At 39.6% G+C, this 25,930-nt stretch carries 19 protein-coding genes; 7 read left to right on the top strand and 12 right to left on the bottom strand.

The features are described from left to right. Window positions 1-663 precede the first annotated feature (663 nt). Both FCN14_RS00085 and FCN14_RS00080 read left to right on the top strand, forming a co-directional pair. A complete protein-coding gene (locus FCN14_RS00085; RefSeq protein ID WP_138429052.1) occupies window positions 664-1,176 on the top strand; it encodes an SRPBCC family protein in 513 nt (170 codons plus the stop codon). An 895-nt stretch (window positions 1,177-2,071) separates the two neighbouring features. Further along, a complete protein-coding gene (locus FCN14_RS00080) occupies window positions 2,072-2,620 on the top strand; it encodes a hypothetical protein (protein ID WP_138429051.1) in 549 nt (182 codons plus the stop codon). Between the two features lie 484 nt (window positions 2,621-3,104). Here FCN14_RS00080 and FCN14_RS15635 read toward each other — a convergent pair whose 3' ends face one another. From FCN14_RS15635 to FCN14_RS00070, 3 genes are all read right to left on the bottom strand, one after another. Continuing rightward, window positions 3,105-3,374 (bottom strand): hypothetical protein, encoded by a 270-nt coding sequence (locus tag FCN14_RS15635; protein WP_171032748.1) that lies wholly within the window; start codon window positions 3,372-3,374, stop codon window positions 3,105-3,107. Between the two features lie 149 nt (window positions 3,375-3,523). After that, window positions 3,524-3,994: an aminoacyl-tRNA deacylase gene (locus FCN14_RS00075; protein WP_138429050.1), complete on the bottom strand. Its 471-nt coding sequence runs from the start codon at window positions 3,992-3,994 to the stop codon at window positions 3,524-3,526. Between the two features lie 144 nt (window positions 3,995-4,138). Continuing rightward, entirely contained in the window at window positions 4,139-5,170 is a 1,032-nt protein-coding gene (locus FCN14_RS00070; RefSeq protein WP_171032747.1) for a VWA domain-containing protein, read from the bottom strand. A gap of 214 nt (window positions 5,171-5,384) precedes the next feature. Here FCN14_RS00070 and paaZ point away from each other — a divergent pair, with 214 nt between their 5' ends. The 3 genes from paaZ (at window position 5,385) to FCN14_RS00055 (ending at window position 9,085) form a co-directional block, all read left to right on the top strand. Next, entirely contained in the window at window positions 5,385-7,436 is a 2,052-nt protein-coding gene (gene paaZ, locus FCN14_RS00065) for a phenylacetic acid degradation bifunctional protein PaaZ (protein WP_138429048.1), read from the top strand. Between the two features lie 178 nt (window positions 7,437-7,614). After that, window positions 7,615-8,376: an enoyl-CoA hydratase/isomerase family protein gene (locus tag FCN14_RS00060; protein WP_138429047.1), complete on the top strand. Its 762-nt coding sequence runs from the start codon at window positions 7,615-7,617 to the stop codon at window positions 8,374-8,376. 10 nt (window positions 8,377-8,386) lie between these two features. Beyond that, the gene (locus FCN14_RS00055) at window positions 8,387-9,085 is read left to right on the top strand and encodes a DNA alkylation repair protein (protein WP_138429046.1); all 699 of its coding nucleotides are present in this window, start codon (window positions 8,387-8,389) and stop codon (window positions 9,083-9,085) included. 1 nt (window position 9,086) lies between these two features. Here the strand turns inward: FCN14_RS00055 and FCN14_RS00050 are convergent, their stop codons facing one another. The 5 genes from FCN14_RS00050 to hisC all read right to left on the bottom strand — a co-directional run bounded on the left by FCN14_RS00050 (window position 9,087) and on the right by hisC (window position 20,827). Next, a complete protein-coding gene (locus tag FCN14_RS00050; protein ID WP_171032746.1) occupies window positions 9,087-12,125 on the bottom strand; it encodes a two-component regulator propeller domain-containing protein in 3,039 nt (1,012 codons plus the stop codon). 262 nt (window positions 12,126-12,387) lie between these two features. Further along, window positions 12,388-15,447 (bottom strand): two-component regulator propeller domain-containing protein, encoded by a 3,060-nt coding sequence (locus FCN14_RS00045; RefSeq protein WP_138429044.1) that lies wholly within the window; start codon window positions 15,445-15,447, stop codon window positions 12,388-12,390. A 78-nt stretch (window positions 15,448-15,525) separates the two neighbouring features. Further along, window positions 15,526-17,367, bottom strand: a complete 1,842-nt coding sequence (locus tag FCN14_RS00040; RefSeq protein ID WP_138429043.1) for a histidine kinase dimerization/phosphoacceptor domain -containing protein — start codon at window positions 17,365-17,367, stop codon at window positions 15,526-15,528. Between the two features lie 213 nt (window positions 17,368-17,580). Continuing rightward, on the bottom strand, window positions 17,581-19,683 hold the full coding sequence (locus FCN14_RS00035; RefSeq protein WP_138429042.1) for an alpha-ketoacid dehydrogenase subunit alpha/beta: 2,103 nt from the start codon (window positions 19,681-19,683) through the stop codon (window positions 17,581-17,583). A 19-nt stretch (window positions 19,684-19,702) separates the two neighbouring features. Further along, window positions 19,703-20,827: a histidinol-phosphate transaminase gene (hisC, locus tag FCN14_RS00030; RefSeq protein WP_138429041.1), complete on the bottom strand. Its 1,125-nt coding sequence runs from the start codon at window positions 20,825-20,827 to the stop codon at window positions 19,703-19,705. Window positions 20,828-21,013: 186 nt separating this feature from the next. Between hisC and FCN14_RS00025 the strand changes: the two genes are divergently transcribed. Beyond that, window positions 21,014-21,709: an SDR family NAD(P)-dependent oxidoreductase gene (locus tag FCN14_RS00025; protein ID WP_138429040.1), complete on the top strand. Its 696-nt coding sequence runs from the start codon at window positions 21,014-21,016 to the stop codon at window positions 21,707-21,709. Window positions 21,710-21,780: 71 nt separating this feature from the next. Further along, window positions 21,781-22,452: a hypothetical protein gene (locus FCN14_RS00020; protein ID WP_138429039.1), complete on the top strand. Its 672-nt coding sequence runs from the start codon at window positions 21,781-21,783 to the stop codon at window positions 22,450-22,452. A gap of 1 nt (window position 22,453) precedes the next feature. Here the strand turns inward: FCN14_RS00020 and FCN14_RS00015 are convergent, their stop codons facing one another. From FCN14_RS00015 to FCN14_RS15850, 4 genes are all read right to left on the bottom strand, one after another. Next, complete coding sequence (locus FCN14_RS00015; RefSeq protein ID WP_138429038.1) at window positions 22,454-23,419, bottom strand: SGNH/GDSL hydrolase family protein; 966 nt, start codon at window positions 23,417-23,419, stop codon at window positions 22,454-22,456. Window positions 23,420-23,448: 29 nt separating this feature from the next. Continuing rightward, on the bottom strand, window positions 23,449-24,132 hold the full coding sequence (locus FCN14_RS00010) for an SIR2 family NAD-dependent protein deacylase (RefSeq protein ID WP_138429037.1): 684 nt from the start codon (window positions 24,130-24,132) through the stop codon (window positions 23,449-23,451). 20 nt (window positions 24,133-24,152) lie between these two features. After that, complete coding sequence (locus FCN14_RS00005; protein ID WP_246043064.1) at window positions 24,153-25,661, bottom strand: acyl-CoA dehydrogenase family protein; 1,509 nt, start codon at window positions 25,659-25,661, stop codon at window positions 24,153-24,155. A gap of 69 nt (window positions 25,662-25,730) precedes the next feature. After that, the coding region (locus tag FCN14_RS15850) for a hypothetical protein (protein ID WP_212747533.1) at window positions 25,731-25,930 on the bottom strand (200 nt) is incomplete at its 5' end.

Below are 25,930 nucleotides of genomic sequence, written 5' to 3'. Positions count from 1 at the left end.
CACGCACCATCACAATAAGCACCCAAATCAGGAAAAACGATAGCTTGAAACTCTGGACCAATTGAACTCGAACATGGTTGAAACTGAATAGAATTAATATCTGATGTTACTTTAAAATAAGCCCCCAAGTATTCTAAATTTGCACTTTCAGCAGTATTTGATTCAGTAAATGTGACTAGAGTTAAAAGAAGATAAAACTCAATACTATTTTGGACATAGTGCCTCCTAAAATTGATTATTGTTTGTTAACCATTTAATTCAATTTGAATAATGGCTATATCACAGAGGTATATCAATACGCACAAGCTGCGTAAAATAGTAGGCAAACTATAAGTACTAGCATTCCTAACTTTATTGGTCAATCATGTGTATCATACACCAGTTAAATAGTGCTCTATATCCTCTAATACCAATTTTTTCACATATATTCTGTTGCTTTTTTTGACATATGTGATTCCCTCACTCTTGTGTATTTTTTAAAACGTTCTCTATTCACAAGAGCAAATGCATGCAACCTTGTTACAAAAGCTACTGTTAGAAGTTTTTAAATGAACTCAAATCCTATCACCTGGAATTTTTTTAATTACAGTATTATTCACTCCTGTTTCAATTAATGAAATATTGTATTTTGCAATAATCAGAAATTTTATTCCAGCACGAATCATGAAATATTTTCTAACCATATTAGGCATTCTGGCAAGCATTCCACTTATCGTCTACGGCATTGGCTCTTTTATGCCCCAGTCGCATACGGTAAGTCAACAACAAACCTTTGATGTACCCCAACAAGAGCTTTGGCAACTTATTAGCGATATTAAATCGTATCCCGACTGGCGCCCCTATGTTGACTCGGTAAAAGTACTTTCTGATTCAACCGAAGCGCTGCGCTGGCGAGAATATTATCGTGAGGCCGACTCATTGCCTTTTGAGGTTGTCTCTTCTAATGACAGCAGTAAATTTATAACTAAAATTGCAGATGCGGACCTTCCATTCGGTGGAACATGGACCTATGCTATTGATAGCACTGCGGCAGGCACCCAACTGTCCATAACTGAAAACGGAGAAGTTTATAGTCCTATATATCGATTTATTTCATCTGTTTTTGTTGGCTACGATACTACGATCAAACAATATTTTAATGATTTAGAACGCCGCATAAATTACCTTAACAAATAGCATAGCGGTCTAAACCAGATGTTCAAATATCCTTCAACTGTTAGATAGCCTGTTGGCCAAATATTCAGATACTCACATTTTTGGATCACTTTAAGCGTTATATTTCCTAATTATCAATTACTGAGTTAGGAATAATCCGAAACCCATTCAAACGAATCATCTATTTGGTCTTTTAAACGCTAAGAAATGTCAACAGTTCCATTTTAAAACACACTAAGCATCATTTTTCTGTCTGATGTAATAATATGTCTGTAAATATAATTTTATAACCTGTCTGGAAATTCTCTGAACGATCCACAAATTTTAAGTAATTATTTTATTGACTCTGGTATCACTTCTTATTAAAATAACTATTGGGTACATATACAGGGATCACATCTCAGGCATTACTTCATTTGGACATATATGAATAACAAATGGAGGGCCAAAAAATGAAGGATTGTAATAAAAAAGGGGCAACAGTAGGCACATTTCTAACGCTTGATATGCTTATCACTTTTGGATGTAAAACACAAACTCAGAACCCAAGAGAAGGCAATTCAATCAAGTCAAGATGCATAATAAAATCCAAAAGGAACTCATTTAGGAGTATGTGTTTTTAAATAGGTTTTTATTCCTTTCTCAGTATTTCCCATTTAAGAAAATAATGGAATGTGCGCTATGAAAAAGAAATACGGTCTGCCAGGTGACTTAAACTGTATATTAATCTACTACTCTTGGCAAATAGAAATATAGAACAAGCTTTTGAATAAATAACGAATTAGAGATACCGCAAATAAATGGAGGGATAAACCAATTATCGTATTTACAAAACACTCAAGAGGAACCTAATAATACATCACGTGACTCTTTTCCCCATTTGTATAAATGCAAACATCAAATGGAGGAATAAACCATGAAAACACATAAAAGAAAGCGTTCAACATTTAGCATCTTTTCAGCATTAATTCTTATGGTAGCTCTTATCGCTATAGGATGTGAATCTGAAGTAAGTAGTCCGGATATTAATGACACTGTCACAACCCCGGATATGGTAATGACCGCGAAAGGAGGTCCAATTGCAAAAGCAACTGGTAGTGGTCATTTTGATATAGCAGATGAACTACGCAATTTTGCCTTTACTGCTAAAGCATATGATGGTGGTGCGAAAGGACAATGGCAACTTACAAATCGCTTTTTGGATGTAACAACCCATGGAGTTGTAAAATGTCTAAGCGTAGTAGGTAACACAGCCTGGGTCGGTGGTATGATAACCTCATCCTCGAATGGTATTTTCGAAGGATTAGAAACAGGTTTCAGAGTTGTTGACAACGGAAATGGCGGATCTGGCACACCAGACCAAATTTCTCTTGTCTTCATTGGAATCGATGCTGAAGCATTTTGTAATAATATGCCTGCAGTTGGTTTGAATACTGTTGAAAACGGAAATGTAAACGTTCACTAACTTATCCAATAACATGAGGGCTTCCGCCCATGGGCGGGAGTCCTTTTTCAACTTCCGCACCATATGAACTACTAAGAGTATATAGTCTTACTCAGACCTAAAAAAGGTATAAATTGATTACCCCCCTTCTCAAAAAAATCTACGACACTTATGTTCAATACTCTCTTTTTTATTTTTATATCTATAGTACTAGTTACTTAATAATCAATAATATACTCTTGGGGATTATGAACAAAGACCAGAAACTGACTTTCTACTAGTAGTTATCCTATGTATCCATTGTCAGAAGGAGCTGCTCAAATTGCTGAAATGAACCCTGAACTCACAGCTTAATATACCAAACAGGTATGGGATATATTGGGAACTGCGGTAGCCAATTTACCTATCGGGGCTCTAAATGAATCTTACTACATAGATTTTATCTTGGATGAATACAACGGGAAAAATATGATCCATTCACAGCATTTTCTGAATAATGAATCCGTTACCGAATTAAAAGATCAGCCCATAAATCAGATTCTTTGGAAGTATTTAAGGACAAGGCGAATAAGGTATCATGGAGCAAAAAGATAGAGTTGAATCCGACAGAAGAGTATACCTGGAAAACATTTCTTGATACCGATATTGAACCTGGCACAAAAATACCCGTATTACGTTCTTCACCGTTTGGGATCAAGAAATTGGAAATAATATCGTTCGGCGGGCCTGTTTCCCTCGCTTGCCTGCTAATAAGTTGGGGGAAATCCTTTCGCATTACTGTGTATTTTCTATAAAGCTAGTATCACAGTTGGAATAGTAACCCAATCATAACCTGATCCTAAAAAAGAGGAGACAACAGATGTGGTTTCCTCTTTAATTCATGCTAACAATGATATTAGGTCCTGTATTAAAGCTTAGAAGCAGCTACGCATATCGTTTAGCCAGGGCTATAACCGTAGGCTCTACAAGCTCTTCAAAATCATCGTATCGCATCTTCACCAACTCGCGGTGATTACCGGCGTTAAAAGCGATTTCCTCATCTTCTGCCAATGCCTCTGCTACATAGGTATCCATATTAAAGAGGTTTCCAAACGGCGGCATTGCCCCCAACTCACAACCGGGAAACAGATCTTTAAACTCCTCTTCTGAAGCCAAGTCGGCCTCAGTAATCCCTAACGCATCTTTAACCCGATCAAAGTCAACGATATGCGTAGATGGCGTTACAATCATACTCATTTTACCATCGATATTTGCCATCACCGTCTTTGCCATCTCTCTGCCGGGGATATGGGCACTTGCAGCTACTTCTTGGGCGGTATAAGCATTGGAATGCTTGATAACCATGTACTTTTTATCGTGAGAATCCAGATATTCAGTTAATTTCGATAGTGGCATACCATACTCCCTTCTTTTATTGCGATTTAGCTACCCTATATATAGTTAAAACCTTTTGCCACTAATAACATTCCTCAGACCCACAAAAAAGGGGGATGAAGTAAAAAACCATGTACTAAATTGAAACCGGTTTTTTTGATCCCATTACTCCACTGAGCATCCCCCAGAAAACCCTTCGGCAGAAAACTGCGTCTGGAAGCTGCCAAACTTATCTTCGTAAACGGCACGTAGTTCAAGGCTATGGGTACCCGAACGCTTGGGAGAACAATATTCCAGCACGTAAAATGAGTTTGTTTCGGCCTCAAGGCGATCTGCTATTTTTAGAAAGCTATCGTTCAGCTCTAGAGAATCCTCAGCCAGTTCGAAACCGTTCTTCCCAAACTTCTTCAATATTTCTTTATCTATTTCTCCACCCAATCCTATAGTAAAAAGTCCGTGCTCATCTGCAGCACTGCTAACCGAATCCAAGGCTACATCCGTTTTTATATAACCCGCCTGATCCGTACCATCGGTAAAAAGTACCATCGAACCGGCCGTGGCAATATCAGCATCCCCTTTCACGTCACGAAGCCGGGCATCCATTGAAGAGAGTCCCTGTATTACCGCCCCATTTAGGTTGGTGGATACATCATTACTTATCTCTTCATCAATAGATTCAATTCCACTGATCAAGGTATCTCTGTCAGAGGTATAGGATATCAACGGGTGGATGTTTTCCTCCCCATCAAACCAAAAGAGGGCCATCTCTCGAGTGCCATGCAGACTCTCTCCCTTCTTGGGCATTGTCTTTTTAATAAAGGAAGTTGCCGCTTCTTTTAGCTTGGGCAGATCGGCATTATTGAGAATACTACCACTAAGGTCCAACATCAACACAGAAGAATACAGAAAGTCACCGGGCTCTTGCTGAATCTGGGCCTGGGCTTCGAGTGATGATATTTGAGAACCGTTTTCATAGATCTCAAAATTCGACGGTTCCAGAGTCGTAAATTGATGATCTTTTCCCAGATCAACTTTATAAAACAATTGTATTTTTGAGGGCAATTCCGTTTTCGATTCGATAAGCTCTACATCAATCTCCTCATTATTATTGGCTTTTTTTACACAACCGGTCAATAAAATCATTACGTAAAGGCAAAGGATAACAACAGCAAGGAGGGTATTTTTTGAGTCCTTCATATAGGATGTAGTGCTTTTTTTAACATTCATTGCTTTAAAAGGGGATCCCCTCTTTTTGTTCCCTTTCTATAGAGATTTATTGCTTTAATCGATCAATCTTTTTTTAATCAGTTCAGTAACTGTATATAGTGATAAGAGAATATTTTATTTTTGCATACGGGGTTTGTATATACCCTACGATAAGGCAAATAAATTAACAGAATATCCTATTTCTATGAACGTACGAAGTTATATTAAAGGCGAGTGGATTGAACAAGGTGAAGAAAAAGAACTTATCAGCGCAGTAACGGGCAATACCGTTGCAACCATGCTGGAAGCCGACCTGGATTATAAAGGGACTTGTGAATATGCACGTCAACAGGCGGGCCCGATTCTCCGAAAACTCTCTATCCATGAACGTGCTTTTAAGATTAAGTTTCTGGGCCAGTACTTGATGGAACGCAAGGAAGACTATTATAAACTTTCTACCCATACCGGCGCTACGCGACAAGATTCATGGATCGATATTGAAGGCGGTATTGGCAGCATGTTTACCTTATCAAGCAAATCTCGGATTGAACTCTCCGATCTGCCCTACCATGTTGAAGGCGACCACGAACGACTCTCACGCAAAGGTACATTTGTAGGACAACATATCTGCGTGCCCCGTCATGGTGTGGCCGTACATATCAATGCCTTTAATTTTCCTGTTTGGGGGATGCTGGAAAAGCTTGCGCCGGCCATTATCTCGGGAATGCCGGCAATCATAAAGCCCTCACCGACGGGCTCATATCTGGCCTATAAAGTTTTTAAGGATATGATCGCCTCTGAAATATTACCAGAAGGATCTATTCAATTTATAGCCGCTGACAAGCCCGGCGATCTGCTTGATCACCTAACCAGCCAAGACAGCGTTGCCTTTACCGGCTCGGCCAGTACGGGACAAAAGCTCAAGGCACATCCCAATATTGTAGCCAATAATGTACGTTTTAATCTGGAAGCCGATTCCCTGAACTGCTCGATCCTCGGCAGCGACGTTACCCCTGATATGGAAGAGTTTGATCTCTTTATCAAAGAGGTAGCTAATGAGATGACGGTAAAAACAGGACAAAAATGTACCGCTATTCGCCGAACCATCGTCCCCGAAGAACGCGTGGATGATGTAGTTGAAGCCTTGAAAACACGCCTCAAAAAAACAACTATTGGCGATCCTGCTAAAAAAGAAACACGCATGGGTCCGCTGGCCAGTTCTCTGCAGGCCGACCGGTTTGAAGAACAAGTTTCGGACCTGATGGAAATGACTGAATCAGTCTATAGCAATGGGCAAGGCTTGGAGGGCGCCTTTACCGATCCAAAGGTACTGCTTTGCCGCCAACCTTTTGAAGTGGATGAAGTTCACAAGGTTGAGGCCTTTGGACCTATGACTACCGTAATGCCCTACACATCCAATCAGGAAGCGATCGACTTGGCCAATAAGGCCGACGGCTCGCTGGTAGGCTCACTGTTTACGGCTGATGATGATATTGCCGGGGAAATTACGCTTGGCTGCGCTCCGTATCATGGACGCTTCATGGTTGTCAACCGAGATTGTGCCGATGAGTCAACAGGTCACGGCTCACCCATGCCCCATATGGTGCACGGCGGTCCCGGACATGCCGGCGGGGGTGAAGAGCTAGGCGGGGCACGAGCTGTGATACATAATATGCAACGGGTTGCTTTACAAGGATCTCCCACCACCTTAACAGCCATTACAAACCAATATATCAAAGGAGCTAAAACCAAGGAAACTGAGCCCCATCCCTTTCAACAATTCTTCGAAGATTTAGAAGTGGGAGAGGCACGAACTACCGATACCCACACAGTAACCGAAGAGGATATTGAACGGTTTGCCGATCTTTCCGGAGATGAATTCTATGCTCACACCGACCCGGATGCTGCTGAGCGTTCTTTATTCGGTGAGATTGTTGCCCATGGTTATTTTGTTCTTTCGCGGGCAGCGGGTTTGTTTGTACACCCGGATGAAGGTCCTGTAATGCTTAACTACGGCCTGGAAAACCTGCGTTTTACTCAACCTGTGGCGCCCGGTGATACCATCCAAGCTAAATTAATCGTCAAGCGAAAAACCGTACGGCAAAAGAAAGCCAAAGATAAATTCCCGTTTGGCATTGTTTACTGGGATGTAGAGGTGACAAACCAAGATGACGAGATCGTTGCCGAATATACCATCCTTACACTTATCAAACGCCGGGAAGTTCTGGATATGGATATTTTTGAGGAGAAAGAGTAAAGTTGATGCTTCTCACTATGTAGGCAGTAAGACTTAAATCGATTATACTTATATGAATTTAGGAACTAGAATTCTGAATTCTTAGTTCTGAAGCCTATACTCCATATATTATTATTATTCAACATGAAATAGCTCACTGAAAATTTTAAACTGAAATTCACCTTCTAAATAAACTGTTATGGCCGAAAACGGAGAAATTAAAACCCATATCGACAACAACATCGGTACCATTGAATTTTACCATCCTAAAGGCAATTCACTCCCCGGACAGATGCTTCGCGAACTTGCCTCTACCATCACCGAGATGGGTGAAAAGGAGTATGTACACGTGCTGATACTCAAGAGTCGGGGTGATGGTGCTTTCTGTGCAGGTGCTTCGTTTGATGAACTTATAGCTATAGAAAACTATGAGGAAGGAAAACACTTTTTCATGGGGTTTGCCTTGGTTCTTAACGCCATGCGACACTGCCCAAAGCTTACTATCGTCCGCGTACAGGGCAAAACCGTGGGTGGAGGCGTAGGCATTGCCTCTGCTGGAGATTACACCATAGCACACAAATCTGCATCGATAAAGCTGAGTGAACTCGCACTCGGCATCGGTCCTTTTGTAGTAGGGCCTGCTGTGAAACGAAAAGTTGGCACTTCTGCATTCAGTACCCTTTCTATCGATGCAGCTAGTTGGAATGATGCAGAATGGGCTCGTCAACAGGGACTTTTTTCCAAAGTTTGCGGCAGTCATAAAAAGCTTGACCAAGAAGTAGCTGCTCTTGCGGAACAACTTTCAGATTACAGCCCCGATGCGATGGCTGAACTTAAAAACGTTTTTTGGGAGGATACAGAAAACTGGGATGAGCTGCTGGAAAAACGAGCTGAAATAAGCGGACGCCTGGTGCTATCTGACTTTACCAAGAATTTTATCAACGAGTTTAAAAATTCCTAACAGAGTTGTTATGAATCATATGGAGGTGCAGCAGGCCCTTCGAGAAAATGAGAATCCTGAACGTGCTGAACGTTCCCAAAAGTTCTTCAAAACAGGGCCCGGGGAGTATGGCGAGGGGGATCGATTTTTGGGGATCCCCATGCCACAGATCCGTGCTATTGCCAAAAACTATGACGAGCTCTCATTGCCAGAAACTGAGAAACTCCTGCAATCTAAATGGCATGAAGAACGCCTTTGTGCTTTAGTTATAATGGTACAACAAACCCAAAAAGCTGATGATCAATCCCGTAAAGAGCTGTTTAATCTCTATAAACGGAACACCAAGTACGTCAACAACTGGGATCTTGTAGACAGTTCTGCTCACAATATTGCCGGTCGCTATCTTGTGGATCATAATCGGGCAATACTGTATAGCTGGGCTAAATCGAATAACCTGTGGGAACGACGCATTGCCATTATAAGTACCTTATATTTTATCCGTCAAGAAGAGTATAAAGATACACTAGCCCTCGCGAAGATACTACTGCGTGATAACCATCATCTTATTCACAAGGCCGTTGGATGGATGTTGCGAGAAGTAGGAAATCGTGATCGTATACGTGAAGAGAATTTTTTAGAACAACATGCTACTGAAATGCCTCGAACGATGCTACGATATGCTATAGAAAAGTTCCCTGAAGATAAACGCCAACATTATTTAGCGTTATAGTTTAGTTCTCTGTCGGTACTTTTAAAGGAGCTTGCTTCTTTTCAAACACCAGCTCAAATTCTGCTCCGTTTCCAGTATTACGGAATTCAAAATCACCTTTCAGCTGCATGGAAAGGGTATCTATGAGGGACAGTCCCAAGCTATCACTTTTGCTAATATCAAAGTCTTCGGGTAATCCCTGCCCGTTATCAGCTATGATAAGCTTAATATTGTGTTCTTCATCTTCCTCCATCTTTATTTGAATACGTCCCGTATCCTGATTTTTAAACGCATGTTCGTAAGCATTGCTCACAAGCTCATTTAATATCAGCCCGCAAGGTATTCCTTGATCTACCCCCAGCTTAAAATCACCTACATCAACATCTACAGTAATATCTTTTTCTGTATAATTAAATGAGTATGCTACAATATCAATAAATTCCTTGACGTATTTTTTAAAATTAATCTCGGCAAGCCGTTCACTTTGGTACAACTTTTCATGGATCATAGAAATCGACTGTACCCGCCGCTGGCTTTCAGAAAGAACCCTTCTTGAAAACCCATCCTCTGAATATCCCTGTTGTAGCTCCAAAAGCCCTGATATTACGGCAAGGTTATTTTTAACACGATGGTGAATCTCTTTAATTAATACTTCCTTTTCACCTAGTGCTTCTTGCAGATCTTTTGTCCGTTCATCTACAAGTTCTTGTAACCTGTTTTTTTCAAGCATTCCCAAACGAACTCGAATATATCCATATATAAGCCCAATTAAACTCACAGAAACCAGAGCATAGAACCAATAGGTTTGCCAGAAGGGGTATGCAACTGAAAACTGGTATGTTGTAATCTTGGACTCCCTTTTCGGGGAACCGCCCACCGCCTGAATCATCAAAGTATAATCACCAGGTTCTAAGTTTGTATAAGTAGCAGTGCTACTTGAGGAAAGTGGAGACCATCCATCTTCAAACCCCTTCATTTTGTACCGGTACTCCATATTCTCAGGCTTACGATAATTCAATCCCGAAAAAGAAAAAGTATAGGTATGTTCACCATGAGGAAAGGTAACAGATGGAAAGAGCAACCTTCCAGTTTCGTAGTTAACATCAGTATCGTAATTCTCCCATTTAACTGTTTTAGCATTTCTCCTGATACCGGTAATATAAACGTTTAAAGGAGTAGATTTACTGCTGTTATTAAGTTTTGAAATATCTAACTTCATAACACCTTCCATGCTCCCGAACCAAGCACTGCCAGCTGATTCTTCGGCCACTGCTTTGAAATTAAATTCGGCTCCTAAGCCTTCTTCAAATAACTTGTGGTGCACCAACCTCATTTCTCGGGTCTCCCAAAATCTAGGTACATTGAGACGATTTAGCCCCCCATTTGTACCCTGCCATAAGTGCCCCTCCTTATCAAACCAGACAAAGTGCGTGTCTAGCAAATGCATACCTTCATCTTTCCCAAAATTGGTAATATCATATTTTTCGCCTGATTGGCGAGGCTCCAATACAGAGACCCCAGACGCAGTTCCCAGCCAGATATTACCCTTTTCATCTTCTGTAATATAGTTGATCCTGTTATGCCCCAAACCATCTTTGATGGTCACTTTTTGCCAATTTTCTCCATCATAAATACCTAAACCGGCCGTAGTCGCAATATACAGTTTTCCTTGATGATTTTCGTAGATATGATGCACAATATTACCCACCAAACCATCTTCAATGGTAAAGTGTTCAATGTTACCATCGTTTAAGCGAATAATACCATAGTCTGTCGCTAACCAAAATATGTCTTGAGAATCAATAAAAACATCATAAATGAACCATTGTTTTAAACCATGCTCTTTAGTAAAATTTTGATATCTATTTCCATCATACTCCAGCAGCGTATTATCAGGCATCAACAATAACAAATTACCATTAGGTAACTCCTCAATCTCCCAAACATAACTCTCGGCATACTTTTCTGGTAGTGGATGGTGGGTTATCTTCTCTCCGTCAAATGAATCTATTCCTTTTTCGGTACCTAACCATATTACATCTTTACTGTCGACAGTAACACTGAGAATACCATCAGAGGAAACTCCAAAATTTTCACCATAGAATTTGAATGCATCACCACGATAAAGATTTACCCCATTCTCGTCCGTTGCAATCCACATGTTATTCTCAGCATCTTCAAAAAATGTGTATATATAATTACTGCTGAGACCATTTTCTCGCGTAAAATGCCTGTAAGTAGAGCCATCAAAAACAAAGACCCCTTTACTTTCTGTACCTATCCAGACATCTCCATCGGTAGCTGTTTTAACATCAAAGACATATCCTAAATCTACACCGTTAATTTTTTTAACCGACCGAAACTCTTCCCCATCCCATATAGAGATACCATCGCTTGTTGCGAACCACTTATTACCTTCCTGATCTTCAGTAATTTGATATACTTTGCTACCACTCAACCCATCTTCAACAGTATAATTTGTGATCTCACCTTCCCTCAATACTGAAACCCCATGCTGAGTAGCAACCCAAATAGTACTGTCGTTAAATTGTTTGAAGTCCCATATCGAATTGCTTACTAAGCCATCTTTCTTCTGAATCCGTTGGAACTCTCCACCTTCCTCTTTCAATATGAAAATTCCACCGGCATAAGTTCCGAACCAAACTTCATTATTAAATTCATTAATTTGCCATACTTCGTACTGGGTCAGGGAGTCTTGAGGAAAAGGATTTACTAGACTATCTTTTTCAAATGTTACTACCCCACCCGGATAATTAGCTACCCAAAGTCTTCCCTTAGAATCTTCATATATATTTTGTACAGCGTTGTTACGTAACCCGTCTTCGGTAGTATAAGTTTTGAACGTATTCCCGTCGAATCGACTTAACCCACCTCCATTTGTAGCCATCCAGATAAAACCATCACTGGTTTGAACCATATCATGAACTTGTGCCTGAGGGAGGCCATTATTCACAGAATAGATTTTAAAATCGAAGTGTTGGGTCAACCCAACAGCAGGTATCCCAAACAATAATAAGAAAATATAAAATGTCTTATACATGTTTGAACATATGTGTCTCATTAGTATGCCTTAAAACTTAATTTAACCATCCCCACTAATATTGCGCCACTCCAATTTTATTCTTTTAAGAAGGTAACAGCAATTCACTTTATACCCTAACCGTAACTACTATTCTGATCTTAAAAGAAATCAATACTTTAGGTATAGTTTCCTATCCATCAGCGATGAAGATAAAAGAATCTATACTCAGAAAAAATTACAATCTTTAATTAAAAGGCTGTTAATAACCATCTGTTAGCTGTTACGACACAGGTACACGTAAAGAAGCTTCTTCTTTCTTAAAATGAAGAACAAACCGTGTGCCATCTCCCGTATTTTCTAATTTCCAATTTCCATTGAGTTGTTCACACAATGTTTCTACTAGCGTTAGGCCTAATGATTGATTATGTCCCTCTTTATAATTCTCGTCAACACCACAACCATTATCACTTACAGAGAATGTAATGTTCCGATTGCTGTCTTCTTGTATTTTTATTTGAATTATACCTTGGTCGCTGTTTTTGAACGCATGTTCATAAGCATTACTAACAAGTTCATTCAATATTAAACCACAAGGTATCCCTTGGTCAACTCCCAGTTTGAACTCATCGATTTCAGTTTTAACCTCAATACTCTTCTCAGGATTATTAAAAGAGTATGATATATAGCTGATAAGCTCTTTTACATATTTTTCAACCTTAATTTCTGCCAACCGTTCACTTTGATATAATTTCTCATGAATCATTGAGATAGACTGTACACGTCGTTGGCTTTCAGATAATATACGACTACTAAATTCATCCTCGGTATGCCCCACTTGAAGTTCCAGCAGACCAGATATTACCGCAAGATTATTTTTAACACGGTGATGAATTTCTTTGATCAGAACTTCCTTTTCTTCTAAGGCTTCTGTTAGATCTTTTGTTTGCTCATCAACAAGTTCTTTAAGTCGATCTTTCTCAATCTTATGTACTCTAAACTGAATATACGTATATACTAATCCTACAAAAGCCAAAAAAACTACAGCATAAAACCAATAGGTTTGCCAAAAAGGATTTTCAACTACAAACCGAACTGATGCTTCATTAACTACCTGACTGCTGTTTCCAATAATTGCTTGTACTTGAAAAGTGTAATCACCGGGTGCCAGGCTTGTAAACGTCGCCTGAGTCATTTCAGACGGTTGAGACCATTTGTTCTCAAAACCCTTTAATTTATGTCTGTATGTTATATCTGTGTCAGAACCAAAACTTGGGCTCAGATAGTTGAACGTATAGGTATGTTGTCCATATGGAAACTCCAAGTTCTGAAAAACCGGCCTCCCAAATTGATATTCTAAGATATCAGCAAAATCACTACCCTTAATTGATGTCGCATTACGTTCAATATCTGTTATATAAACTGGAATCTCCCCCTTCTTGCTATGCATCTTTTGTGTATCCAGTTCTAAAATGCCATTCATCGTCCCGACCCATACTTTATGTGGACTGATCTTTTGAATCGCCTTGTGGTTAGTCTCAACGCCGATCCCGACATCTGAGAGACGATAGTGTTCTATTTCTACATTTCCGGATCTCTGAAATTCAGCAACATTTATTTTATGTAATCCACCATTAGTGCCCTGCCATAAGTGCCCCTCCTCATCAAACCATAACAGCTGTGTCTTTGTTAGCTTTAGACCATCTGATTTTTTTATATTCTCTATGGAACTAATAGTACCGTTCTCACCCACTGTTAAGAAACTAACACCACCGCTGGTTCCAACCCATAAGTTTTCGTCATCATCAGAGGTAATAAAACGCACTTCTTGGTGGTGAAGACCGTCTTTGTTGGTATAGTTTTTAAAATTTTCTCCATCAAAACGACTTATCCCCCCTTGTGTAGCTATCCATTTATATCTGTTGTGTTCAAATACTTGATAAACAACATTACTTGGTAACCCCGTATCAGTAGTATACTGTTCTACACCTTTTCCAGTGATATGGAAAACCCCCTTATTAGACCCAATCCACACGGTATTATTCTTATCTACATATAATTCATAAGGAATTAGACTGGGCAGATTGTGTCGTTCGCTGTAATTTTGGTATGTATTACCATCATATTCATAAATCATATAATTCGGCATAGAAAAGAGTAAATTCCCATTTTCCAGCTCTGCGATCTCCCATACCTCTCCACGATTTTCAATATTTTGTGGTAGTGATAGTGATTTAAATATATCACCATCTTGCATAGAAAGCCCCTCAAAAGTACCAACCCACTTCCTGTTGTTTTTATCAAAATAGATGCTCGTAACTTTTTGAGAGCTTAATCCCATTTCTCTACCATAAAATTTGGCAAAATGGCCCTGGTAAATATCTATTCCGTTGTTATAAGTACCTATCCAGATATTATTGTACCTATCTTCATAAAGCTCATAAATGGAATTCTCACTTAACCCATTTCTGGTAGAAATTTGAGAAAACGTACCATCTTTATATTTAAATATCCCGTCTTTATCAGTAGCAATCCAGATGCTACCATCAGAACTGGCTAACAGATCAAAAACAAAGCCTAACCTGGTTCCGTTAATCTTTTCGATTGTTGAAAAACCTTGTCCATCCCAAATACTAATCCCACTATCAGTAGCGATCCACAATCTTCCATCTTCTGCTTGCATAAATTCGAAGGTCCTAGTACCGCTAAGGCCATCTTCTGTTGTAACATTATCAAACGTTTTCCCGTCAAATCTTGAAATCCCACGTTGCGTAGCCAGCCAGATAATTCCATCTGATGATTCCCAAAAATCCCAAACAGTATTATCTATTAAGCCATTATCCGTTGTTAACTTTTTAAGATTATTACCGTCATATATAAAAACTCCGGCATCTATTGTACCGAACCATACCTCTCCATTCTCTTGGGGTTCACTAATTTTTAAAACAGTAGTAGTATCAATTGCTAAACCATCAAAAACGGAAACTATAGAATCTGCTTCCAACTTCATTGGACCATGGCCATGTGTGCCAATCCATAAATTTTTCTTACTGTCTTCATATATTACTTCAGTAACATTCGTTTTTAGGCCCTCTTGTGTTGAGTAATTTTGAAAGTTTTTTCCGTCAAACTTGGTTATCCCACCTCCATATGTTCCAATCCAAACAAACCCATCCGTTGTTTGGGTAATATCTGAAACCTGGCTATGGGGTAATCCTTTATTTACAGAAAAACTCTCAAGATTGTATTGCTGACTATAACTAATAGAAGGGAAAAGCCCTATAACTAACCCTATTAGAAAATACTTTCGTAAAACCCTAGATACCCTGCAAGTCTTTCCCACCTATCTCTATATTTCATTATAAAAAGCACCATTGCCCGCAGCTTTTAATATACTAAACAGACCAATTTAGTCTAAATATTATCCGAAACTCAGGTTGCCATCGGCCTGGGGATCAGTTTCTTCAGGAGAGAAACAGATTGTAATCTTAATTCCATTTTCTTTTTCAATATTTAAGCGAGCATTCAATTGATTTGCCAATACCTCAAGTAACGAAATACGCAGTGAGCCAGAATCAAAACTCTCTTCTTTAATTCCAGTGCCATTGTCTGTTATTGTAAAGTGGATTTCTTCTTCCTCTCTTTTCATTTCTAAAGTAATAGCAGCTTCTTTACCATCCTTAAAAGCATTAAAAATCAATTCATTAATAATTAATGAACAAGGAATAGCCTGACTTACTGTTAGAACAATATCCGCGATATCAGTATTGATTATGACACCATCTTCTAAATATGAATCTTTAATAGAAGCAACAAGATCTTCAGTGAAGGTATCAAACTCTATATGTGATAGGCTTTCTGACTGATATAAATTTTCATGGACAAGGGCTATACTTCGTACCCGAAGCTGGCTCTGTTGTAAAGCAGAAATAGCAAACTCATTTTCTGTATCCCACATCTGCATCTGTAACAATCCCGAAATAACAGCCAAATTATTTTTTACGCGATGATGAATTTCAGCTAACAGTACTTCTTTTTCCCTTAAAGAACGACTGATCTTTTGTTGGGCTTCTTTTTCAGCACTTATATCACTTGCAACAATAACATATCCCTTTATTGCATTATTACCACTTCTGATAACACCTTTAGAAACACTAACAGGAATAGAAACATCACACTCTTCATTACCTATTAACATAGCATCATGTCCCTTACTACTACTTTCACCATTCTCTGCCAAAAATTCTTCCATTGGGCCTTCAAATATTGTATGAACGGGCTTTTGTAGCAGTTGCTTTTCCTTAGATTCTAACATATCTATACCCGCAGAGTTAACACGAGTTATATTAAAGTCGGCATCTGTTACGACAAGTAGATCAGCCATAGCCTCTATAATACTATCTACATAATCTCTGGAAACGGTAGTTTTACTCAGGCTTTCGGCCATATGATCAAACGTTTCACTGAGTTCCCCTAACTCATCTTTTGAATTATAATCGATACGTTTATCAAGGTTACCCTCTCCAATACTTTTTGCTGCAGCAGCAATCTTTTTAATTGGATTGGCAATAGAACGGTACAGAAAGAATGTTAATATAACCGCAATAACAATCGAGACGATTGTTGCTATCAGCAGCATATAGCCAATACGGTCTAACTGGCTATTTAAAGATGCAATCTCGCGCTGATGATTATTTTGAATCTTCTCGCGTCCTTTTTCAATAAGAGGTAGTAAATTAGTTCGAAAATACGGCTCAATTGTAACCGTGAAAAACTCTTTCTGATCTTTATAATTATCTGGACTGATATTCTGTAGCTGTTCGATCAGTGAACTATAGATACTAAATTTTTTTTCCAGCTTATTAAGCACCTCCACTCCATCTTTGGGTGGTTCTCTATTTTCAAAAATATTGGCTGGCTCTTTTTTAATACGTTCTCTTGTTTTCTTGATGGTTTGACGAAATTGGTTAAGTGATTCATTAATATTCTCAACCAATGCTTCTCGGGTTTTATTACCCCTGCTAAAACTCATCGACAAACTTTTGCGATACTGGTCTTCTAGTAAATATTGGGTTCTCGTCAAGCTTTGATACAGTTGTAAACCCAACTCACCGGCGAGTTCAATCTCGTCAATGGCTTGTTCGCTCTCAGCGGTAACCTGATCTTTTACAGCCTCACTAATGTATGACGAAGTTATACCTATACCTCCGACGAGAACGATTACAACAGAGAAACTTATAAATAATTTTGTGCTTAATTTCATTCTATACAAACAGTTTATACTCTAACATCGCACACCAAGACCAACATTGGGAAGTAATTTTGCCCATAATTAATTGGTCTTTAAATGTCCCTTTTTTTATAAAATTAAAGTTTATTGCCAAATCGAAATGCCAAATAGGAGTACCCATGCTTTCTTAATCCCATGGTAATACCAAGTAGATAGTAAAAATAAACGAATTTTATTAACAGACGATTAGAAGCTTACCAATGTATTCAACTTCGTAGTTATTTTTTCCACATTTGGCAAGACAGCATCCATAAGGTTCACATTATGAGGTACAGGAATATCAGGCATCGTTAGCCGTTCAATAGGAGCATCTAAATATTTAAATGCTTCTTTTGAAAGAACTGCACTTATCTCAGCACCAAAACCAGCTGTTTTTGTATCTTCATGGACAATAAGACAGCGATTAGTCTTTTGAACCGACTCAATTACGGCTTTCTTATCCCAAGGCATAATTGAACGAAGATCTAATATTTCAGCGTCTATATCTGTTTGCTCTGCAGCTTTTTCACATTGTTCACACATGGCTCCCCATGTAACAATGGTAACTTCTTTACCGTCACGCAACTTATTTGCTTTACCAAGAGGAACAATATATTTATCACCGGGATATGGCCGTCGTGCATATTTAGCGTCTAATAGATTTCGATGTTCAAAAAATATAGTAGGATTATTACTACGCATCGCTGAACGGAGTAACCCAACAGCATCTTGGGCGTTACTGGGCATCACCAACTGCCACCCAACAGCATGGGCAAAAAACACCTCATTACAGAGACTGTGCCAGGGATCTCCGCACTTTGCAAAACCGCCAGGCATGCGTACCACAATAGGCGCTGCAAATTTGTTAGCTGTACGCCATCGAATAGTACCGCAATTGTTTAACTGTTCTGTAGCTGGATCAGCATACTTGCGAAATTGTATTTCTGCTACTGGCATAAGGCCAGAGTAAGCCAAGCCTACCGAACGGCCTATAATACCTTCTTCTGAAAGGCTTGTATCAAAAACACGAGATTCTCCATGAGCCGTCTGAAGTCCCATCGTTGCAGCATGGACACCTCCTTTTGCCCCTACATCCTCACCAAAAACCATAACTTTGGGATTGGTTTCCAGCTCATAATCCAAAGTCTTACGAATAGCTTCAACAATGTTGATACGCTGTTTACCCGGGTTCGGAGTTTGGGAGCTCTCGGGGAAAGTATGCCCAGAAGTAGCCAAACCACCTATAAGCTGGAGGTCTGCAGTTCCATCTTCATTTTCTTCTTCAAATGCGTAACGTGTTGTCTCTTCAGGATCGGGCTCTGAACGCGACAATGCAGCGTCGGCAGCTTCTTCAATATTTTGTTTGGCCTTTACTTCTACAGTACTCCAATCCTCTTCTGTAAAGTACTCAGGAACCAAGAATGATTTCACATTATCAAGTGGATCAGCCTCACGTTCTTTCTCTATAAGTTCTTCTGATTTATAGGCTTGATTGTCTTGATAAGAATGACCGTTGAGTCGGGGCATTGTTAAGTGAATCAGGGCCGGTCCTTTGCGGTCTCTCACATAATTTACTGACTGATTAAGCAAATCGGCAGCCTCAACCGGATCTGTACCATCACCGTCAAAGATGCGGATATTTTTAAATGAATACAGGTTCTTCGCAATGTTCCCTCCGGGTGTTTGAAACTCACCGGGTACAGATATTCCGTATCCATTATCTTCAATATAAAAAAGGATGGGTAAATCTTGGGTAGTAGCAATTGTTAATGCCGACCAAAAGCCGTTGGTAGCCACCGATCCTTCGCCACCCAACACTACTGAAATAGCACGATCATACTCCTCCTGTTCTAGCGTCTGTCTATGATATTGAATACCTTGGGCCCAGCCGATAGCAGGTGTATATTGTGAGCCTACATCTCCTGCCATTGGCAATACCGTAGGTCCGTCAAGTCCCGGTTTATTACAGACTACACCTATATCACGGCCATCGCTGTATCCACCAGATTTTGCCATCGGAGCAGCCATCGCATTTTCCAGCCCCAGCCCTAGTGATAACATCAATGGACGAGAACGATAGTAAGCACTGGCAGCATCATGTTTATGACTAAGTTGTGACCCCAGCAATATCTGTCCCAATTCATGTCCCCGTGCAGAAAACTGATAAAGGACATCCTTATTAGGAACAAGCTCATTTTCTTCTTTATCGTCCATTGCACGAGAGGTGAGCATAAGCTCAGCTACACGTTTCCAATCAACTGAATCAACAACGGCCGGTAGTTCTTTTTCTGCTTCTTTATTCGTTGGCATAAACCTTATATTCAAATACTTATCTTAAAATTCTTGTGTCTGCAACTTTTTCGAAACTTCTCTCGAAATGTTTCATCTCATGCTCTCGTCCTATGGTAATTCGCACACAGCTGGGTAATCCAAAAGCATTGATACGACGTAAAATCACCCCTTCCTCTAACATTGCCTGGGTAAAAGCAACGGCTTGTTCTTCATCAGCTAAAACCATCATTACTGAGTTTGAAATTGAAGGCACATAATCAACATTATGTTTTTCAAAAAATTTGTATAATCGCTTCTTTCCTTCTATAACTACATCCCTACTCTTTTTTAAAAACGCTGTATCACCTAAAGCCGCCAGTGCTGCTGCCTGGGCGGGTGTTGTGGGTTCAAAGGTGAGTTTAGTCTTGCTCATTTCACTAACTAAATGTTCAGGACCAATGCCATACCCAATACGAAATCCTGCCAATCCATACGCTTTTGAAAAAGTGCGCAATGTAATCACGTTATCAAATTCATAATCCAGGCTATGAGGATAATCGGATACGTCGCGAGCAAACTCAAAATAAGCTTCATCCATAACAACAATTGCATCTTTGGGCACTTTCCGCATAAAACGCTCAAACTCAGACTTGGTAACATAGGTGCCCGTAGGATTATTGGGATTGGCAATGTATACCATTTTTGTTCGCTCTGATATCGCTTCTGCAATAGCATCTAAATCATAACGATAATCATTGGTAACCGGTACTTTCTTTAAAGAGATACCGCGTATATTCGCTTGTACAAAAAAACCAACGAATGTTGCGTTGGCCGTTATTGCTTCTTCATTGTTCAAAAAAAATGTACGACATAAGTTAGCAATAAGGCTTTCTGAACCTGCCCCTACAATTATATTTTCTGGAGACACATTATTTTGTTCAGCTAATACTTCTCGCAGTTGACGGGAAACAGGATCTGGATAATCCTGAATTTCTTGCATCGCTTTAATAACCTGCGCTTGAACATGGGAACTGCAACCTAACCTATTTTCATTCGACGCCAATTTTGAGATCTGAGGCGGATCATATTCGGCCTCAACTTCTGCTATTGTTTTTCCAGCTACATAGGGAGAAAGATCCCGAATATTATGAGGTACCAGACTGCGGTCATCCATATTTGCCATAGAAATTGGTCGCTTGGGATACTAACAATTAAAAAGCTTATTTCTACAAAAGATTTTAAAAACAAGGATTCTAATATGCCTAAATTAACCCATTTTTACAATGGATTTGCGTTAAAACTTTTTGCTTGATTCATTATTGTTTGACGCCGAACCACTTGTTACCTTCAAACAAAAAATGATATTTCTATGAAGAAAACTGCTATAATAACAGGAGCGAGTCGTGGTATAGGAATGCAAACAGCTAAAACTCTGGCGGAAAAAGAAGTTCAGATAATAGCAATTGCGCGCTCCAAAAAGCCATTACGAAATCTTGAACAAATAAATCCCGATTTAATTACTGCTGTACCAACAGATCTGACTGATGAAGAATCAGTTAATGATCTCGTCTTGCTGCTAGAACAAAATTATGATGGGATAGATATCCTTATCAACAATGCTGGAGCACTTATTAACAAACCTTTTGAGGACCTTACCCTGGATGATTGGCGTTCCCAAATTGAAAGTAATCTTATTACTGCAGTACATATTACTCAGCGTCTTCTTAACTCATTCAACAAGAACTCACATGTTGTGAATATAAGTAGTATGGGAGGATATCAGGGTAGTGCTAAATTTCCGGGTCTTGCTGCCTATAGTGCATCTAAAGGAGCGTTGAGTATTCTCAGTGAGTGCCTTGCGACAGAACTCTCTAACCACTCGATTAGTGTAAATGCGCTGTGTCTGGGAGCCGTGCAAACAGGTATGTTGGAAGAAGCTTTTCCGGGATTCGAGGCACCGGTATCAGCCTCAGAAATGGGAACCTATATTTCAGAGTTTGCACTTACTGGTCATTCGTTTTACAATGGTAAAATACTACCAGTTTCCTTGACAGATCCCGAGTAAATATCTCAGTGGGAATCTTATCCTATATTTTCTACATTACTGCGTAATTTTTAACAGATCATACGAGAGCCGTGAAAAGATATTTAGCCCTTACTTTTATTGTTATTGTATTTTCTCTTGCAACAATTTCAAATGTAGAAGCACAAAGGCTTGAGTTGCTGGGAGGAAACACCCTTAATGGAGCTATGAATGGTGTCGTACTCGGTGGTGCTACCATGGCTCTAAAAAATAGTGACGACTTCAAACCTGTCAAAATAGGACTAGGCGCAGGTACCCTTTATGGTATCGGAGTAGGAATATATGATATATCTCAAATCAATGCCGGACAGCAATTCTATATTTCGGGCACTTTCAATGATGGGGTAAACTCTTCTATTATCGTGTTACTTGATACCTTTTATGGGGCCGCAGCCGGTGCTATTATATCCTCTTCTGTTTCTTTGATTATTCAAGAACCCATCGTTGATGCTTTGCAATACGGTTCTGGCATTGGTGCATGGGCAGGTTTCGGATTTGGTGTTTTTGATGCTTTTGTATTGTCGGAAGGACCCAACTATTCTCAGCAGGCCAATCAATCACAAACTAAAGTGGACGGATTACTTACCTATAGTAATGCTTCAAAGTCGGTTAACATTGGCATGTTCAATCCAACATTGATTAAACAAAAGAAAATCACAAAAAAAGCGGTGCAGCTCGATTACCGCACCGCTGTAGATTTGATCCAGCTTAAAATAGGATTTTAACTTATTCCTCTAAATCTGCATTCTGTCCTTCATAATCATCGGGTGTTTCTAGACTTGACCCTTCTTCTGGATCTTTAGATAATGCCAGAAAACGGATAAGCTCTTTAACCGTATTCGTATGGCCGGAGAGAGAAGGATGCAAACCATCACTCAAGTAATTCCACGGAGCCGGACCACTTTCTTCGTCTTGGTCTTCCTCCTCTTGCTGTTGTTCATCTTCATCATGCATTCTCTCTCCAAGCGGATCAACAATGTATCCCTTTTTACCCGTTAAAATTTCGCGGATACTGTTCAAATCGTCTTCAAAAAGATCGAAGTGGAACAATCTGATCTGCTGCAACATCTCTGTAATTACCGGAGGGGGCGTAACCCATATTAGGGGATTATCAGTGATTTCTGAAACAGTAGATTCAATCGTATTTAAGTTCTCCCAATAATCAGCAAGAGAAACAAGCGGTCGATCTGGTGCTACATGCAAACGCTGAGCATCAAATGTCCCAAGAGCTACAATCACCCAGTCCGGTTCATGGTCCAGAACATCACGATTCAAACGCTTTAGCGCATCGCTGGAAGTATTGTAGGAAACCCCACTATTTATAAAAGTGAAATCAGGACCTTCTAACCCAATTTTCAACACGTGCTCAAAAATATTAAACCAACCCTGCAGATCATCTGTGATTGAATCACCCAGAGCTACGATCGTATCACCCTCTTCAAACGGTAACTCTTCAATCCAGTCAGCGACTTCGGGATCTTCAAGGAGCTCCACAGCAGCCTGTTTGGCATTTGCAGCAAAACGGTCACGCAATTTTCGTAGTTCCTCCGTTTCTAATCCCATTAACCCCGCAATAGCTTCCTCATTTTCAATACCAGGAAGTAAGGGAAATCGCTTTTCAAGGTTTAAAAATTGTAATAAATACTTTTCAAGTACTTCTTTTTCTTCTTCAGTAGCTATATGATCAGCCATAAGATTCTATAGTTTCAAAATATTTCTAATTAATTAAGCAATTCAGAGGCCAACTTCGGTGCGCCCTCTTCTGCAGTTTTTTTGATATGCGTCCACTTACTATTATTTACTAATTCCGGTGTTTCGGGATCAACAACGTATTTTGGTATTCCGGGTGGAGCTAAATCAATTAACCCCGCCGCCGGATATACTACCAGTGATGTTCCAATAACAATTAGTATATCGGCATTGGGTACAATAGTTGATGCTTTTCTCATATTAGGAACCGGTTCTCCAAACCAAACAACATGAGGACGCAGCTGAGCACCATCTTCAGCAGTATCACCTAGCTCAATGGAATCTCCACCAATGTCATATACTAAAGATCGATCCTCCTCACTGCGTACTTTGGAGAGTTCCCCATGCAAATGTAAAACATCTGATGAACCGGCTCGCTCATGCAAACTATCAACATTCTGAGTTATAACAGTAACATCATACTGATCTTCCAATTTAGCAATGGCATGATGACCTTCATTAGGATCAACAGAATGAGCTTGTTTTCTGCGTTCATTATAGAAATCGAGTACTAATTCTTTATCATTATGCCATGCTTGGGGAGTAGCAACGTCACGAATATCATGACCTTCCCATAAGCCATCAGAACCGCGGAATGTTTTTAGTCCGCTGTCGGCGCTCATACCAGCACCGGTTAGTACCACAATCTCTTCCATATCCTAAACTGAATGGCAAGTTAACGATGCGCGTATTCTGGTGTTATTGCTTCTAACCAGGAACTAGATTCTTCATAGTTTTCTACTACATCAGGATTATTGTAATGGGTAAATGTAGAAACCATCCGTTCTACATCATCTCTCAATATTCTAATAGCGTTATTAATTAATCCTTTATTAAAACCTTTTTCATCTAATCTAAGAGTGAATTCTAAAGAGATCACACGGCTTAATATACGTCCGAGTTCAACAAGTCTATCTTGTCCCAACTGATAATCAATCTTGAAGTCCAATATATCAGTAAAATAATCAGCAGAACGTTGTGTTAGTTTGAATTCACTTAAAAACTTATACAGATTTTTAGATTTTAATTTTCTCATTTGTTTAATTACTGACTCTGATATCTGTTGGTATAAAATATCATTGGACCCTTCAAAAATCTGGAATGGTCGACTATCAACCAGAGACCGCCCGGCTATATGATCAAGCCTATACCCTTTTGCTCCCATAAGCTGAAGTAAGGATTGAGACGCTTGTTGCATTAAATCTGTCGTATATGTCTTGATAGCATTAGCCGTTAAATCCATATTAGACACATTCTTGGTAATAGGAACATTCTCACTCGTAAAAGCACACATCGCAGAACATACTGTAAAAGAGGATTGTAGCCTGTTAAGACGCTTTTTAACCTGTTCATAATTAAATAGGCTCTGCCCTCCCACATAGCGTTCTTTGCAATGATTCACCGCCTCATCTAACATACGCTTGAGGAAACCAAGTCCCATACCTGGGAACTGCAAACGGCTTCGGTGGAGAACATCTAACATCATCTTAATTCCGATTGAGGTAGGCTGTAACTTGTATTCTTCAGGAACGGTAATATTTATTTTATTACGTCCATAGGGTAACATGTAGAGCCCTAAGTTTTTGTAATACTCCTCTACTTCTATACCCCCGCGTCGGCTGTCATGAATGAAAAAACCAATATCACGACCTAAACCACTTCCATTTTCTTTTCGAGCTGTTATTAACCAAAAATCAGCTGCTCCAGTTAGACCGGCCCAATGTTTAGTGCCTGATACCTGAAAACAAGTGTCAGTATCATTTTTAACCTTCCTGAAAGAGGTTTCCATATGCAAAGCATCAGAGCCAAAATCAGGTTCTGTAATCATTAAACCGCCCATATTATTTTCCTTTAAAAAACGGTCAAAAATAGGTTGTTTAACTTCATTAGAGCCATAATTAACAACAGGTTGTAAAAAAAGAGCCCCATTAATTCCCATCATTAAAGATAAGGGAAGCGATTCGTATGAGCTTGCCTGTAACATTGAAAGTGCTTCATGTGTTTCGGCACCGCGCCCACCATACTCTTCGGGAATGAAAACACTTAAAGGTTTGCAGTCCATTACCTTGTCAAATATGTCTTGGGGCAAACCACGGTTAAGACTCAGCTTATCAATATTCTTCTCAACATTGAACAGCTTGTGGAGTCGTTTCTTATAATGGTCGATAAATTCAGAAAAGTCCATATCCATTAGTCAGATTCAAAAAGTTAAGCCTACCTGAAACTTGTTGTCCTTATTACAAATATTACCTGATTAAACGGTAATATACCGAATAAAATTCCTTGCTAAAAACGTATTCAATACCTGAAATTCTTTTAACATCCTAAAACAAGAAAGCCCTTCATGCGGGGCATGAAGGGCCGTAGTCAAAAAAAAGAGAGCAGTCGGGGACCTACGCTTCCGCCCGGAGGGCAGTACCATCGGCGCTGCAGGGCTTAACGGCCGTGTTCGGG

It is taken from the genome of Fodinibius saliphilus, assembly GCF_005869845.1.
GTDB classification, from domain to species: domain Bacteria; phylum Bacteroidota; class Rhodothermia; order Balneolales; family Balneolaceae; genus Fodinibius; species Fodinibius saliphilus.
The sequence above is the reverse complement of the archived record's forward strand: the minus strand, read 5'-3'. Positions and strand labels throughout refer to the sequence as shown.

Excerpts from the sequence above, each read along its gene's own strand:
- FCN14_RS00085 (WP_138429052.1), top strand. The coding sequence starts at position 664 with ATGAAATATTTTCTAACCATATTAGGCATTCTGGCAAGCATTCCACTT.
- FCN14_RS00080 (WP_138429051.1), top strand. The coding sequence starts at position 2,072 with ATGAAAACACATAAAAGAAAGCGTTCAACATTTAGCATCTTTTCAGCA.
- FCN14_RS15635 (WP_171032748.1), bottom strand. The coding sequence starts at position 3,374 with ATGCGAAAGGATTTCCCCCAACTTATTAGCAGGCAAGCGAGGGAAACA.
- FCN14_RS00075 (WP_138429050.1), bottom strand. The coding sequence starts at position 3,994 with ATGCCACTATCGAAATTAACTGAATATCTGGATTCTCACGATAAAAAG.
- FCN14_RS00070 (WP_171032747.1), bottom strand. The coding sequence starts at position 5,170 with ATGAAGGACTCAAAAAATACCCTCCTTGCTGTTGTTATCCTTTGCCTT.
- paaZ (WP_138429048.1), top strand. The coding sequence starts at position 5,385 with ATGAACGTACGAAGTTATATTAAAGGCGAGTGGATTGAACAAGGTGAA.
- FCN14_RS00060 (WP_138429047.1), top strand. The coding sequence starts at position 7,615 with ATGGCCGAAAACGGAGAAATTAAAACCCATATCGACAACAACATCGGT.
- FCN14_RS00055 (WP_138429046.1), top strand. The coding sequence starts at position 8,387 with ATGAATCATATGGAGGTGCAGCAGGCCCTTCGAGAAAATGAGAATCCT.
- FCN14_RS00050 (WP_171032746.1), bottom strand. The coding sequence starts at position 12,125 with ATGTATAAGACATTTTATATTTTCTTATTATTGTTTGGGATACCTGCT.
- FCN14_RS00040 (WP_138429043.1), bottom strand. The coding sequence starts at position 17,367 with ATGAAATTAAGCACAAAATTATTTATAAGTTTCTCTGTTGTAATCGTT.
- FCN14_RS00035 (WP_138429042.1), bottom strand. The coding sequence starts at position 19,683 with ATGCCAACGAATAAAGAAGCAGAAAAAGAACTACCGGCCGTTGTTGAT.
- hisC (WP_138429041.1), bottom strand. The coding sequence starts at position 20,827 with ATGGCAAATATGGATGACCGCAGTCTGGTACCTCATAATATTCGGGAT.
- FCN14_RS00025 (WP_138429040.1), top strand. The coding sequence starts at position 21,014 with ATGAAGAAAACTGCTATAATAACAGGAGCGAGTCGTGGTATAGGAATG.
- FCN14_RS00015 (WP_138429038.1), bottom strand. The coding sequence starts at position 23,419 with ATGGCTGATCATATAGCTACTGAAGAAGAAAAAGAAGTACTTGAAAAG.
- FCN14_RS00010 (WP_138429037.1), bottom strand. The coding sequence starts at position 24,132 with ATGGAAGAGATTGTGGTACTAACCGGTGCTGGTATGAGCGCCGACAGC.
- FCN14_RS00005 (WP_246043064.1), bottom strand. The coding sequence starts at position 25,661 with ATGGACTTTTCTGAATTTATCGACCATTATAAGAAACGACTCCACAAG.